The organism is Paenibacillus sp. 598K (assembly GCF_003851045.1).
GTDB lineage: Bacteria > Bacillota > Bacilli > Paenibacillales > Paenibacillaceae > Paenibacillus_D.
Window position 1 is genome coordinate 4838 of record NZ_BFBX01000012.1, and the last position, 14005, is coordinate 18842.

Consider the following 14005-nt stretch of genomic DNA (forward strand, 5'->3'; position numbering starts at 1 on the left):
AGATCGGCAACGAACGGATGCCCTTAAAGCGGGACAGCTTGCCGATCTCCTCGGCAACCTGAATCGCGAGCTCGCGCGTTGGCGTCATAATCAGTGCCACGATGCGGTCTTCCGAAACCGGAATCTTATTGATGAGCGGGATCCCAAAGGCGGCCGTTTTGCCTGTACCGGTCTGCGCCTGGCCGATCAAGTCCTTGCCGGCCATTGCGACAGGGATTGCTTTGTCTTGTATTGGGGTCGATTCCTCAAAGCCCAACTCTGTGATGGCTTGTAGAACCTTCGGCTCCAAGCCGAATTCAGCAAATGTTTTCAAACGTACTCAAACTCCTTTTTATCTAAGGCTTTACTTAAAAATTTTCCTGTTCATTATAGCACACTTCTGTTCATGAATACCAGCGGCACCTCCATACACATCCTATACCGAGAGGCGGCCGCCCCAAATGCTGCCTGGCAAACGGGAGGGGGTAAGCCATGAAACAGCTTCATCTGATCGGGCTCGCTGCATCCATGCTGGCCGGCTCTCTGCTGGTCGCCGTCGGCTTTAACCAGTTCCTGATCCCGCTCGCCTTGCTTAGCGGCGGCATCTCCGGCGTATCGATGATTATCGGCTATGCGACAGGAGCCAATATCGGCTGGCTCTATTTTGTCCTCAACCTGCCTGTGCTAATCTGGGGCTGGCTAAGGCTGGGCAGACCGTTTATCGCCTGGAGCATCTTTTCTGTCCTCGCGGCCACGGTATTGCTGCAGGTCGTCCCGGTTCGTCCGCTCGTCACCGATCTGCTGCTCGGCTCGCTGTTCGGCGGCCTCCTGGTCGGCATCGGCAGCGGCATCGCGCTCCGTCTCGGCGGTTCCTCCGGCGGTTTTGACATCATCGCCTCGATCATCACCCGCAAGCGCGATGTGCCGGTCGGCACGCTCATCTTCCTGCTGAACGGCCTAGTCGTCCTGTTGCTAGGTTTGCAGTCCGGAGATTGGCGGCTGGCCCTGTACTCGATGCTCTCGATCTACGCTGCCGGCAGGATGGTCGATTGGCTGCATATCCGTCATCTCAAGGTGACCGTCTTCATCGTCACCTCTCGTACCCAAGAGCTGAAGACCCGTCTGCTCCAGCGACCGCGCGGCGTCACTGTGATTCGGACACGGGGCGCTTACTCCGACGCCGAGAAGGATATGCTGATGACAGTGACGACCCGATATGAGCTGGTAGAGCTGCGTCGGCTGATCACCGAGCTTGATCCCGGCGCCTTCGTCAACATCGTCGAGACGGTAGGCGTGATGGGCGAATTCCGCAAGTAAGGACGAATATGGATTTCAGGTAAGGCGACTATGTTTTTTGCAACGTTCCTGTTATACTATAACCAATCCTCGATGCACAGTTTCACGCCACTGGTTTTCCCTGTCTTTCGATAATTCTCAGAATTTTCGCAGAAAGGGTGATGCAGGATGGATCATGAAACGGTAACACTATCGCGGATTGTCGAAAAGCTTGCGCCGGAGATGTTTTCGTTCCTTACAGCAAACGAGCTGCAATTGAATATCGTGCTGCGAGACGGACTGTCGGTGCTTGAACCGGAAGACGCGATCGAGATCGTGCAGCACAGTATTTGTGAAGTTCAGAAGCATGTGTTATTGCAATGAGGATATGGCTATTCCAGACCTCCGCTTACGCGGCGGCCGGGAATAGCCTTTTTCATGTCAGGGCACTTTTAGACAGAGATACAATATTCCTACCATGTACCTCTGTCTCTATATCCGTATCTGTTCTATACTGGTAGGACTACCACAACAGGGAGATAATCAATGGAACTTATTTTTGCAATGCTGCTGGTGATCAACAATCTGCTCACCGGCTCCCCGCAAGGCGACAACAACAAACCGCTGCTGCCATCCTGGAAGGCCATTCCCGGCATCGCAGCAGCCTCGCAGCCCGACGCCCCATCAGCTGCGGACCCGTCGATCTTCGTCAAGACCGATCCGCAGCCGGACGCTCCGATCGTCAAGGGCATCTACGTCACCTCCCACAGCGCAGGCGGCGAACGGATGGCCGGTCTGCTGCAGCTGCTCGACGACACCCCGCTCAACAGCATGGTGATCGACATCAAGGACGATCACGGATACATAACCTATCCTTCCGACAACGAGGAGATGCTTAAGCTTGGCGAAACGCGCCGCAACATCGCCGATATCAATGCGCTCATGAACCGGCTTGCGCAGCATGACGTGTATCCGATCGCGCGGATCGTTGTGTTCAAGGATAGCGTACTGGCCGCCAAGCACCCGGAGCTGTCATTTGTGCAAGGCGATGGGACCGTCTGGCAGAATGGCCGCAAGGAGAGCTTCGTCAACCCTTACCGCAAGGAAGTGTGGGATTATAATATCGCGATCGCCAAGGAAGCGGCCCGTCTCGGCTTCAAGGAGATCCAGTTCGACTATGTCCGCTTTCCCGAGGGCTTCGAGAATAAAGCCGACTCACTTGTCTTCGATCGCACGGGAGAGAGCCGGGTGCAGATCGTCGCCGACTTCGTCAAGTATGCCCGCGAGCAGCTCCAGCCGCTCGGCATCCGCATCTCGGTCGATATTTTCGGCTATGCGGCGTCGGTGCCTGCAGCCGAGGGGATCGGCCAGGACTTCGTCAAGCTGTCCAAGCATGTCGACGTCATCTCCCCCATGATCTATCCGAGCCACTACAGCACCGGCTGGTTCAAGCAGCAGACGCCGGACAAGGCGCCTTATGAGACGATCAAGGGCTCGATGCTCGACACCCATGACAAGCTGGAGCCGCTCGGCCATTACAAGCCGGTCATCCGGCCGTGGATTCAGGATTTCACTGCCAGTTGGCTCGGCAAGGGCAACTACATCCCGTACGGCAAACAAGAAGTCGAAGCCCAAATCCAGGCGCTCCGGGACACCGGCGTCGACGAATACCTGCTCTGGAACGCAGGCAACCGCTATACGCCAGACGTCAAGTACGAGTAGTCTTCGGCAACCAAAACCATAAAAACCTATCCCTGCCTTTGGAGTGTTGACTCCAAAGGCGAGATAGGTTTTTTGGTTTGTGTTCTCTGCGCTGCGTCCATCCTTACAGGGAAAGCCGCGAAGCCAGCTCGTACAGCTCGGTGTTGAACGCCTTCTTGGTACCGACGACCTTATCGATGTCGGTAATCACGTATTCGCCCCGGATGATGCCGCAGCCTTTGCCCGACTCGCCTTCCAACAGCATGCGCACGGCAAAATCGCCGAGTTGGCTCGCCAGAATCCGGTCATTGTGCGTCGGCGTGCCGCCGCGTTGGATGTGGCCAAGCACCGTTACACGCGGCTCGATGCCATTGCGCTCGGTGATCTCCCGCGCGACATCCTCGCCCTTGCCTGCGCCTTCGGCGACCAGAATGATACTGTGGCGCTTGCCATGCTGGAAGTTCTCGTGCATCCGATTGGCCACCACGTCCAGATCGTATGACACCTCCGGCACCAGGATCGTCTCTGCCCCGCTCGCAAGTCCCGCATATAGCGCGATATCGCCGCAGTGACGGCCCATGACCTCGACGATCGACGAGCGCTCATGCGAGGTCATCGTGTCGCGCAGCTTGTTGATCGCATCGACAACGATGCTGACCGCAGTGTCAAAACCGATCGTGAAGTCCGTGAACGGAATATCGTTGTCAATCGTGCCCGGCAGACCCATCGTCTTGATGCCAAGCTTGCTCAGCTTTTGCGCGCCTTGATAGGAGCCGTCGCCGCCGATGACGACGAGACCGTCGATGCCGCGTTCATTCAGGACGTCGGCGCCGCGCTGCTGACCCTCTGGCGTCAGGAATTCCTTGCAGCGCGCGGTCTGCAGGATCGTCCCGCCGCGCTGGATGATATCGCCCACGCTGCGCAGATCCATCTGGCGCAGATCGTTGTTCAGCAGACCCTGAAAACCGCGCTGAACGCCGTAGACTTCAATTCCGTGGTACAAAGCGCTCCGCACCACTGCTCTTACTGCGGCATTCATCCCTTGCGAGTCGCCTCCGCTGGTCAGCACGGCGATTTTTTTAACGTTAGCCATCTTGCTTTTCCTCCTCAAAAATACTCGAATCGAACCTTCAGCCATCCAGATTGGTTGCGCTCTTGCTGCGAATATAATGGCTGTTGATCCAGAAGAACAGTCTCATCAGCGGACTGCGGCGCATGATCGATCGCGAGATGTGCCGGACATCCTCCTGCTCGCTAGCCTTGGCGTCCGAAAGATAGAGCGCCTGCAGTCCCTCGATGACCATACGGTGAAATCGCGCCCCCGGCAGCGAGGCGACATCGGCCAGCGCCAGCGAAGCGATCGACTCCAGCCGCGCGGTCAGCGTATCCCCGTCCTCGTAATAGGCGCAGAAGTTAAGGTCTCCCTCCCGCCGGTCCTCCTCCTGGTCGATTAGATAATCGAGCAGGATATGCAGTCCGCTGACGTGAGGAAAATAGCCGTTGCTCATCGCCTCCGCCTCCGATGCCAGCAGCCGAGGCTGCGCGGCAGCCAGAAACAAGGCGAACATGCCAAGCGTAGAGCCGGTCGCTGCGGCAAACTCATACCACCGCAGATGCGCAAAACCGTGCCGATGCTCCTCCCACCAGGTAAGCAGCCGTTCCTCCCGAAGCTCGGGCGCGATATGCTTGTACACCTGCAGGTCGACATACAGACTAACCAAACGTACCAGATGCGGTTGTACGACAGCATGCGAGGGCAACTGCGCCATGCATTGCTGACAAGTCGCCACCAACGCTGTCAAATACCCGGCATCGCCTTCGCATGGCCGTAGCGCGTAATACGCCCCCGGCGCCGCGCCCGGCGTGACCGCGTCAAGCATCGCCTGATGCAGCTGTCGAAAATCAGCCGGGTCCATCGAGACGCTGCGGTCGCACAGGTTGTCGAGATAGTCGCTGATCGTCTGCAGCGCGACGATGAGCGGGATCAGCACCCCGTACATGCCGGGCTCGGCAGCCGCATAGACCGCTCCCCCTTGGCAATGGAATCGCTTGGACGCGATACTCGCGAGCGCCTGCAGCCGAAGCTCTTGATCGGGGATCTTCTCGGCCTCGGCTTGCCATCGTTTTAGTTGGTTGTCGACCGCCGGCAGCACATGTCTGTACATCCGGTACATCAGCCCCGCCGACGTAGCGGGGACCGCTTGCCAGTTGTGTTCAGCTCTCACTGCCCGTCCTCCCGGATATCCCTGAGACTCCTGTAAACCTCCACATTTAAATGTACCAAAATCACGGTCATTTATCCAGTCCTTAAGTCCCTCTTAACCAAAAATACAAGTTATTCAAGAAAGATCACAGTTGGCGTGCTATACTGGAACTTATGCAAGCAGTACCTGTCCGGAGGAGAATTCAACATCATGTCTACGCCTAATGCAAGTCCGCAACTATCGCCGACGGCCGCCAAGGAGGCCTGGCGCCTGCGCGCGTTCAGCTTTTCCTTTTACACGATTATGGCCATCGTCGTCTCTTACTTTCCGTTATACTTCTATGACCGCGGCTTCTCTGAGCAGCAGGTCGGCATCCTGTATTCGATCGGACCCAGCGTATCCATCTTCGCCAACCTGATCATGGGTCTGGCGAGCGACAAGTACCGGACGATCCGCAAAATTTTGACCTTGCTGCTCATCGGTCAGCTGCTGATGATCGTCCTGTTGCTGCCGGTCCATCACTTTGCGCTCGTCTGTCTGATCATCGGGGGGTTCTATTTTTTTCAGACGCCGCTCAACTCGCTTAATGACAGCCTGATCCTGCTGTCTGAGCCGCATACGGGTCGGAGCTACCCGTCGATCCGCATCTTTGGCTCGATCGGTTTTTCGGTCGCGGCATTGCTAATCGGCCAGTTCCTGCAAGACAGCGGCTCCGGCTCGACGATGTACATCGCGCTCGGAGCGATTGCGGTGACGCTCTTGCTCTCGCTGCTGCTCAAGGATTATCAGGGCTCGCTGCGCAAGATCGAGTTTGGCGGATTTTTCAAGCTGATCCGCAAGCCGCAGATCGTCGTCTTCTTCCTGCTGGTGCTAGTGCTCTCTATCGCCCACCGGATGAACGAAGGCTTCCTTGCCATCATCATGCGGCAGATGGGCGCTAACGAGTCGATGATCGGCACCGCCTGGATGATCTCCTCTGCCAGCGAGATCCCGATCCTCTACTTGCTGGGCAAGTACGGCCATCGGTTTAAGGAGCTGCCGTTGCTGGCTTTCGCCGGGGGCACTTACGCCCTGCGCTTCTGGCTGCTGAGCATCGCTACCGCGCCGGAGTGGATCGTGCTCATCCAGGCGATGCACAGCATTACGTTCGGCGTATTCTTCTCGACGGCGCTGCGCTACCTGTCGATCATCATCCCCGACGAGTACCGCTCCTCCGGCCAGGCGATCTATGCGGTCGTCTGGACCGGCTTTGCCGGCATCCTGGCCGGCACCGTCGGCGGCTTCGTCATCGAGCAGCACGGCAAGGAGCTGTTCTTCCAGGCCGGCATGACCTTCTCGCTGCTCGCCGCCGCAGGCTTCCTGATCAAGCATCTGCGGAGCCGATGACCACGCGGCGGGAAGGCCGAATTCGCTTGCTGTGGGTTACTTGTGATCAAAAGCGGACTTTTTGAAATTCTAAGCTATACTAAGTTTCACACTTATATAATCTTAGAATTCTCCGACAAAGCTCTTCGCGTCTAAAAAAGTACGACGAAATCGTTTTTGCTTGACAACCTCTATTATAATGGTGGAGAAAGGACAGGTGGAAGCATTGAGTAACGATTCATATCTTCAACTGAAGCAAATCATCCACGAACGGCGCAGCGTCCGCAGCTTCACAGACCAGCCCGTTGACAAGGAGCTGATCCGCGAGCTGATCGATTGCGCGCGTTATGCGCCAAGCGACACGAACTCGCAGACGTGGGAGTTTATCGCCATCGTCGGTCGCGACAAGATCCAGGCAATCGAAGCGTTGACCTGGGAGCAGCTGCACGGGCGGGCAGCTGCTGCCGAGGCGGAGGGGCTGAGCCGCGAGGCGCGGCTGCTGGTCAAGTCGTTTGGCCCGTATGCGACCGCCTTCGCCGATGCGCCTGTCCTGCTCGTCTGCCTGGCGACGCCGTATACGTCGAAGTTCCGCGAGAAGATCTTCGACCCGATCGCGCTCGCCCCGGACGATGTATGGCGCGAGGAAGGTATCAAGAGCAGCTGTCTGGCGACCCAGAATCTGATGCTGGCCGCACATGCGCTAGGCCTTGCCACTTGTCCGATGACCGGGCCTGTCCTGCTCGCCGAGCATCAGCTCAAAGCCTACCTCGACATCGAGGAGAGCCGCCAGGTCAACATGGTAATCGCCCTCGGTTATCCGTCCACACAGCCCGGCAAGCTGCCACGCAAGGAAGTGGACGAGATTTTGCGCTTCGTCGACTAAGGGTCGGCAGTTGCGCGGGCATCCATTCTTTCGCTATCATGAGTACAAGCACGTCATAGTATAATAGAAACCGAGGTGGACGACCGATGTTCAAAAAACACGTCATCTACAAAACCGACAACTACAACATGCTCACGGTAGAGGTGCGCGGCAAGACGCTTGTCGTGCGCGAGATCTCCGATCAGTGGGGCGAGGACTGTCATGAGTTCCTCAGCCGCCCGCAGCTGATGCACTGGGCAGAGAACCGCTATCGTCCCGAGGATTTCACGGGCCGGGAGCAGGAGCGGGAAGCGATCATGGCCGCTCTGAAGGAAGTCTAAACTATCCGCTGGAGGACGCACGATGAACACGACCACATCTGTTATTTTTATCGTCTCCGCCTTTGTGCTCGGCGGCGTCATCATGCTGTACCGGGAGTCGATTCCCGACAAGCTGCGGCGCCCGCTCGCGCTCTCGGCGATCGGCTTGATCGCCTTTGCCTTTTTCTTGATCGTCTACAGTCTGTTCTCGCTGGGCTCCTGATCCCTCGAGCCCTAGGTTATGAATCCTCGAGCGGCAGCGCATACTAGGGCAACACCAAGCAGAGGAGATGTGAAGCCTCGTGAGGAAATGGCCCTTGCTGCTATCGCTCAGCCTGTCGATGAGTCTGTTCCAGTCTGCCGGATGGCAACAGCCTGCGGAATTCCAACCTACAGTGAGCGCAGGCGATACGATACATACTCTAAGGAGGAAACCCATGAACGCTGTTATCAAACGAGCCGATACGAAGCTGGAGCACCGCTGGAAGCTGGAGGACCTGTTCGCCAGTCAAGCCGAATGGGATCGGGAATACGCCGAAGCGATGGAAGCGATCCGCGCCATCGCGCAATACGAGGGCAAGCTGGCCGATCATGGGCAGCTGAAGTCCTGCTTTACCCTGGAGGATGAGATCAGCAAGCATGTGGAGCGTCTGTACGTCTATGCCAATATGCGTCATCACGAGGACATGGCCGATCCGCAATACCAGGCACTCTCGGACAAGAGCAAAAAGCTGAGCGTGCAGTCGGGCGAAGCAAGCTCGTTCATTACGCCGGAAATTCTGTCGCTGCCAGATGACAAGCTCGATGCGATGATCGCCGATCCCGAGCTGGCGACCTTCCACTCCACGCTCAAGGAGATGCGCCGCCAAAAGGCGCATACGCTCTCCAAATCGGAGGAAATGCTGCTCGCTCAAGTCGGCAACGTATCCCAGGCGCCAGGCACCATCTTCGGCATGCTCAACAATGCCGACCTGAAGTTCCCCAAGGTAAAGGACGAGAACGGCAACGAGGCGGAATTGACGCACGGCACCTACATCCAGTTCCTCGAGAGCCGCAATCGCGACGTACGTCGCGAAGCGTTCACCAAGGTCTATGAGACGTATGGCAAAATGAAAAACACGCTGGCCGCTACCCTCAATGCCAACGTCACCAAAAACGTCTTCTACGCGAAGGCGCGCAAATATCCTTCCGTACTCGAGATGTCGCTGTTCGGCGACAACATCCAGAAGGAAGTGTACACCAATCTGATCGGCACAATCCACGACCACCTGCCGCTCATGCATCGATACATGAAGCTCCGCAAGACGCTGCTCGGCGTCGACGAGTTGCATATGTACGATCTGTTCGCGCCGCTGGTCGAGGAGTTCGATATGGACATCCCGTACGAGCAAGCCAAGTCCATCGTCAAGGAGAGCTTGCAGCCGCTTGGCGAAGACTATCTCAACGTGCTGCAGGAAGGCTTCGACAAAGCGTGGATCGACGTCTACGAGAATGAAGGCAAGCGCAGCGGCGCTTACAGCTGGGGCGCATACGGCACGCATCCGTATATCCTGCTCAACCACAAGGACAATCTGAACAGCATGTTCACGCTCACCCACGAGATGGGCCATGCCCTGCATTCGTACTATTCGGACCAGGAGCAGCCGTACCGCGATGCGCAATATACGATCTTCTTGGCAGAGGTCGCATCGACGCTTAACGAAGCGCTGTTGATGCACTATATGCTGGAGAAGTCCACCGACCCGAAAGAAAAAATGTACCTGCTGACGTACTATGCCGACCAGTTCCGCACGACCGTCTTCCGCCAGACGATGTTCGCCGAGTTCGAGAAGCTGATCCACGAGAAAGCGGAAGCGGGCGAGTCGCTAACGCCGCAAGAGCTGAGCGCGATCTACTACGACCTGAACGTCAAGTACTACGGCAAAGACATGATCGTCGACCGCGACATCGAGATGGAATGGGCGCGCATCCCCCATTTCTACACCAGCTTCTATGTATATAAGTACGCGACCGGCTTCTCGGCAGCGACGAGCTTCTCCAAGCAGATCCTCGAGGAGGGCGCGCCAGCTGTGGAGCGTTATCTGGGCTTCCTGAAGAGCGGCAGCAGCGACTACTCCATCGAGATCCTCAAGAAGGCTGGCGTCGACATGTCTACGCCTGAGCCGATCAGCCAAGCGATGAGCGTCTTCGAGGAGCTGATCGCCCAGATGGAGCAGCTCGTGGAGAGCGGCAAAGCTTAAGTCCACACAGCCTGCCGCCTCCTTGACGGAGAGTCACACCATGAGAAAAGGCGTTGCCCGCGTATCGTCGGCAACGCCTTTCATGTTTTCTTGTCAACCGCGCCTAGTCCCTCGCTCCTCTACAGCCATCATGGAACAGCCTCACCGCAAACTGGATGCGATGCTGCAGGTCGGCCTCCGTAAAGTTGTTGTTCGTCAGAATGTCCATCTTGAACACATCGAGCATCCCGATAAACGAAGCCCCATGCATCTGCGCCTCCTCGATCCCTGCGCGCTCGAGCATCGATGCCACCCTGGCCATATAGGTGCGCCGGAAGGCATGCATCATCTCCATCAGCGCCTGGTCATTGTTGGGCGCCTGGAAAAACAGTCTCGGGTAACGCTTCACCCCGAAATAATACGTCAAATGATGGTCAGCCACCGCCCTTAGCTGCTCCTGCAAGCTTTCGCTCTGCTCGAGCATCTGATCCAGCTTGCCGAGGAAGCGGTCATGATCCCGCTTGGTCATGGCCATGAACAGCTCTTCCTTGCTGGAAAAATAAAGATACAACGTTCCCTTGGCGATGCCGGCTTCATCGGCAATCTCCGACATCTTGGTTTCGTAGAACCCCTTGGTGCCGAAGAGCCGATAAGCCGCATCGAGGATGAGCGTCCATTTGTCGCCCGGTGCGGCACTCATATCGCGAACCCCTCCTAGCTTGTGTACGTTACCGGACTGTTCCCGCTTGCTGCTCGCGCCGATGCTGCCTCAGGAAGGCCAGCTCATAGACGACGGGCAGGAAGATGACCGTGAGCAGCGTAGACGTTGTCAGACCGCCGACTACAACGACTGCCAGACCGCGCGAGATAAGACCGCCCTCCGGCGTGGAGAAGACGAGCGGCAGCAACGCTGCGATCGTTGCGATCGCCGTCATCAAAATCGGCCGCAGCCGGGTTTTGCCCGCCTCGATCAAGGCGTCCCGAATCGGCATGCCGGCGCTGCGGTTTTGATTGATCCGATCGACGAGCACGATCGCATTGGTGACGACGATGCCGATGAGCATCAATAGCCCGATCATCGCGCTCATCGACAACGGCTCTCTGGCGATGACCAGACCTAGCAGCGCCCCGATCGGCACGAACAGCAGCGAGGTCATGATGATAAACGGCACTCGCGCCTGACCAAAGAAGATCAGCATCGTCAGATAGACCAGCCCGACTGCGATCACCATCGCGATGCCGATGTCGATAAATGTCTGCACCGTCTCGTCGCTGCCGCCTCCCGACTCCAGCGATACGCCGTCCGGCAGATCGAGCGCCTGCACGCGCTCCGCCACATCATTGGAGACGGCACGCACATCGTTGCCCGCGACTTCGGCTGTTATTCTAGCATATACACGTTCGTTAAGCTTCTGAATCGAGGTGTATACCTCCGTCTGTTCGATCGTTGCCACCTCAGACAGCGGCACCGGGCCAGCTGAGCCGAAGAGCATGATCGAGGACAGCTCCTCCTTGCCCTGCAGCGGTTCGTCATAAGCCAGTCTTAACTCGCGTGTCTGACCGTCGAGGGTCAATGCGCCCGCTTCGACCGGCTTGGTGCGATCGGATACGAGACCGAGCACCATAAACGAGGATAGTCCATATTGCTTCATTTTAGCATTATCGAGCTTCACAGACCACTGCTGTTGTTTTTCCTGCATATTGTTCGATACATTTTTGAGATCGCCCCTCGCCAGCATCAGCTCCTCTACCTGACCTGCCGCCGTCTCCAGCTTGGTCAGATCGTCGGAGAACAGGTCGATATCGACATTGTTGTTGCTCGGCGGTCCGCCTGTCGACTGTTCCTTGATCGAGTAGCGAGCCTCAGGCGACACCTCGTCCAGCACCGTCTGGAATTCGTCCTCCAGCCGCTTGATCTCGGTGTCGGTGCTGAGGCCCTCAGCCAGCTCGATATAGTAGACCGCGCGGTTAGGCAGCGAGGAGCCGGTCGCGAAGTCAAAGCTGCCGATCGAGACGAACCGCTTCGCATAACGCTCCGCATCCTGCTCCAGCCGCTCCTCGATCTTCAGCGACACCTCGCTTGTCTTCTCGAGCGTCGTCGATGGCGGCAGCTCCAGCGTCGCGGAGACGATCTTCTGCTTCTCATTGGGCAGGAAGACGAAGCCGACATTGCTGAGCTGATAGAGGACACCGGAGCCGATCAGCAGCAGCACTGCTGAGAGCATCACGACGGCCTTGCGGCGCAGACTATAGCGGATGATCGACACGTACCACCGGACGTAGAACGGCTCGCGCTCCTGCTCATGCAGCTTGACGAACGAGACGCGCGCCAACACCGGCACGATCGTGATCGACACGAGCAGCGAGGCGAGCAGCGCGACGACCACCGTCAGCGCGAACGGCAGGAAAAAAGCGCCCGTAATGCCGCCAACCAGTCCAAGCGGCAGGAATACGACGACGGTGGTGATTGTCGAGGACAATATCGCGCTCATCATTTCCTTCGTCCCCTGCTTGGTCAGCTCGGTCCGATCCGCCTGCGGATTAAGCTTCATCTTGCGATAGATGTTCTCGATGACGATGATGCTGTCGTCGACGACCCGACCGACCGCGACAGTCATGCCCGCGAGACTCATGACGTTAAGCGTCAGATCCCACCATTTGATGAAGATGGCCGCGATCAGCAGCGACAGCGGGATCGACAGGACGGCGATGAAGGTCGCGCGAATATTGCGCAGGAAGATCAGCACGACAAGCGCGGCGAACAAAGCGCCGAACAAGCCCTTAGACACCAGCTCCTTGATCGAGCTTTTGATCGCGTCGGCCTGGTCGAAGATCATCACATAGGAGACCCGATCCTTGTACTTGTCCAGCACCGCGACGACGCTATCCGCAACCTCGACCGTGTTTGCATTTTGTTTTTTGTTGATGAGCAGCGCCATGCTCTCCGTCAGATTGTAGCGCGCGAGCTCGCTGCGCGTCTCGAACGGAGCGATCTCGGCGATATCGCCGAGCGCCACAGGCTCGCCCGTCACCGGGGAGGTGATCGCCAGCGTCTCTAGCTCGCGCTGCGTCTCGAGCTTCTGTTCGATATGGATCGGCACGACAACGGCTTCATCGGTCAGCGCTCCGGCCGGGAAGGAGAAAAACGCGCCGTCGATATTTTCCTGGATCGCCTGAAGCGTAATCCCGGCTTGCACAGCACGCGTCTTGTCGACCGTAATCTGGAGATACTGCTTGCCTACCGCCGACAAAGCAGCAGAATTGACGCCGCTCAGCTGTTCCAGCTCAGGCTTGAGCACCTCTCGCACCCATTGCTCGGCATCCTCGCCCTCCTTGGCGAACAACGCCAGATTGACGACGGGCACCGAGCTGAACGAAAATCGGCTTACGCTAGGCGTCTGGACCTCGGCTGGCAGCGAGGCGGCCGATATCCCGTCATTGACAGCCTGCGTCGCCGCATCCATGTCGGTCCCGATCGGGAAGGACAGCTGCAGCCTGGCCACGCTCTCCAACGACTGGCTGGTCAGCGTGTCGAGCCCTTCGATGCCCTTAAGCTGCTCCTCCAGCACCGTCGTGACGTTGCGATTGACATCCTCGGCCGAAGCGCCGGGATAGACAGCCGTAACCGTCAGCTGAGGGAACTCGATGTCCGGCAGAAGGTCGGACTTCAGCGTCAGGAAGCTGTAGACGCCGCCGCCGATCAGCAGCGCCGCGATAATCAGCACCGCGACGGCATTTTTCAAACTGAATCTGGTCAAAAACGACATGTTGGTTCCTCCCCAAGTTAACTGTACGCATAAAAAAATACTAGCGGCAACCTGTCGCCAAAGACATGACTGACTGGTTAGTCATCGCTAGTATAGTGCTGTTGTACAATGTTTGTCAAGGATGAGGGGCGCGACGTCTCCCTCAGGATCGCATCAGGCGAGCCGCCGTGTCGGTATGGACCGGCACGGCGCAAGCGTCGATTGTGCGCTACAGCCATAGTAAGACGATCTGCACAGCGCCAACGTACGCTACAACCATAGCAAGGCGATGCGCACAGCGCCAACGCAAGTTACAACCATAGCAAGGCGATGC

Annotated in this window: 13 protein-coding genes; 8 read left to right on the plus strand and 5 right to left on the minus strand. The window is 57.5% G+C overall.

Annotated features, from left to right (window positions below; all coding sequences use genetic code 11):
- On the minus strand, positions 1-313 hold a 313-nt coding region (locus tag PA598K_RS05485), incomplete at its 3' end, for a DEAD/DEAH box helicase (protein WP_128656032.1).
- Between the two features lie 158 nt (positions 314-471).
- Here PA598K_RS05485 and PA598K_RS05490 point away from each other — a divergent pair.
- The 3 genes from PA598K_RS05490 to PA598K_RS05500 all read left to right on the plus strand — a co-directional run bounded on the left by PA598K_RS05490 (position 472) and on the right by PA598K_RS05500 (position 2976).
- Complete coding sequence (locus tag PA598K_RS05490) at positions 472-1296, plus strand: YitT family protein (RefSeq protein WP_128655972.1); 825 nt, start codon at positions 472-474, stop codon at positions 1294-1296.
- 147 nt (positions 1297-1443) lie between these two features.
- Positions 1444-1638 (plus strand): hypothetical protein, encoded by a 195-nt coding sequence (locus PA598K_RS05495; RefSeq protein ID WP_128655973.1) that lies wholly within the window; start codon positions 1444-1446, stop codon positions 1636-1638.
- 162 nt (positions 1639-1800) lie between these two features.
- Entirely contained in the window at positions 1801-2976 is a 1176-nt protein-coding gene (locus tag PA598K_RS05500) for a putative glycoside hydrolase (protein WP_128655974.1), read from the plus strand.
- A 103-nt stretch (positions 2977-3079) separates the two neighbouring features.
- Here PA598K_RS05500 and pfkA read toward each other — a convergent pair whose 3' ends face one another.
- Positions 3080-4048: a 6-phosphofructokinase gene (gene pfkA, locus PA598K_RS05505; protein ID WP_128655975.1), complete on the minus strand. Its 969-nt coding sequence runs from the start codon at positions 4046-4048 to the stop codon at positions 3080-3082.
- Positions 4049-4085: 37 nt separating this feature from the next.
- Positions 4086-5129, minus strand: coding sequence for a tetraprenyl-beta-curcumene synthase family protein (locus PA598K_RS05510; protein ID WP_260405286.1), 1044 nt, complete (start codon positions 5127-5129; stop codon positions 4086-4088).
- A gap of 240 nt (positions 5130-5369) precedes the next feature.
- On the opposite strand from PA598K_RS05510, the gene PA598K_RS05515 reads away from it, so the two are divergent.
- The 5 genes from PA598K_RS05515 to pepF all read left to right on the plus strand — a co-directional run bounded on the left by PA598K_RS05515 (position 5370) and on the right by pepF (position 9946).
- Positions 5370-6545 (plus strand): MFS transporter, encoded by a 1176-nt coding sequence (locus tag PA598K_RS05515; protein ID WP_128655976.1) that lies wholly within the window; start codon positions 5370-5372, stop codon positions 6543-6545.
- Positions 6546-6723: 178 nt separating this feature from the next.
- A complete protein-coding gene (locus PA598K_RS05520; RefSeq protein WP_128656034.1) occupies positions 6724-7407 on the plus strand; it encodes a nitroreductase family protein in 684 nt (227 codons plus the stop codon).
- Positions 7408-7493: 86 nt separating this feature from the next.
- Positions 7494-7727: a hypothetical protein gene (locus PA598K_RS05525; protein ID WP_128655977.1), complete on the plus strand. Its 234-nt coding sequence runs from the start codon at positions 7494-7496 to the stop codon at positions 7725-7727.
- 22 nt (positions 7728-7749) lie between these two features.
- Positions 7750-7929, plus strand: a complete 180-nt coding sequence (locus PA598K_RS05530) for a hypothetical protein (protein WP_128655978.1) — start codon at positions 7750-7752, stop codon at positions 7927-7929.
- Between the two features lie 214 nt (positions 7930-8143).
- Entirely contained in the window at positions 8144-9946 is a 1803-nt protein-coding gene (gene pepF, locus PA598K_RS05535) for an oligoendopeptidase F (RefSeq protein ID WP_128655979.1), read from the plus strand.
- Positions 9947-10049: 103 nt separating this feature from the next.
- On the opposite strand, the gene PA598K_RS05540 is transcribed toward pepF, so the two are convergent.
- Complete coding sequence (locus PA598K_RS05540) at positions 10050-10625, minus strand: TetR/AcrR family transcriptional regulator (RefSeq protein ID WP_128655980.1); 576 nt, start codon at positions 10623-10625, stop codon at positions 10050-10052.
- A 28-nt stretch (positions 10626-10653) separates the two neighbouring features.
- Positions 10654-13692, minus strand: a complete 3039-nt coding sequence (locus PA598K_RS05545) for an efflux RND transporter permease subunit (RefSeq protein WP_128655981.1) — start codon at positions 13690-13692, stop codon at positions 10654-10656.
- Positions 13693-14005 lie beyond the last annotated feature (313 nt).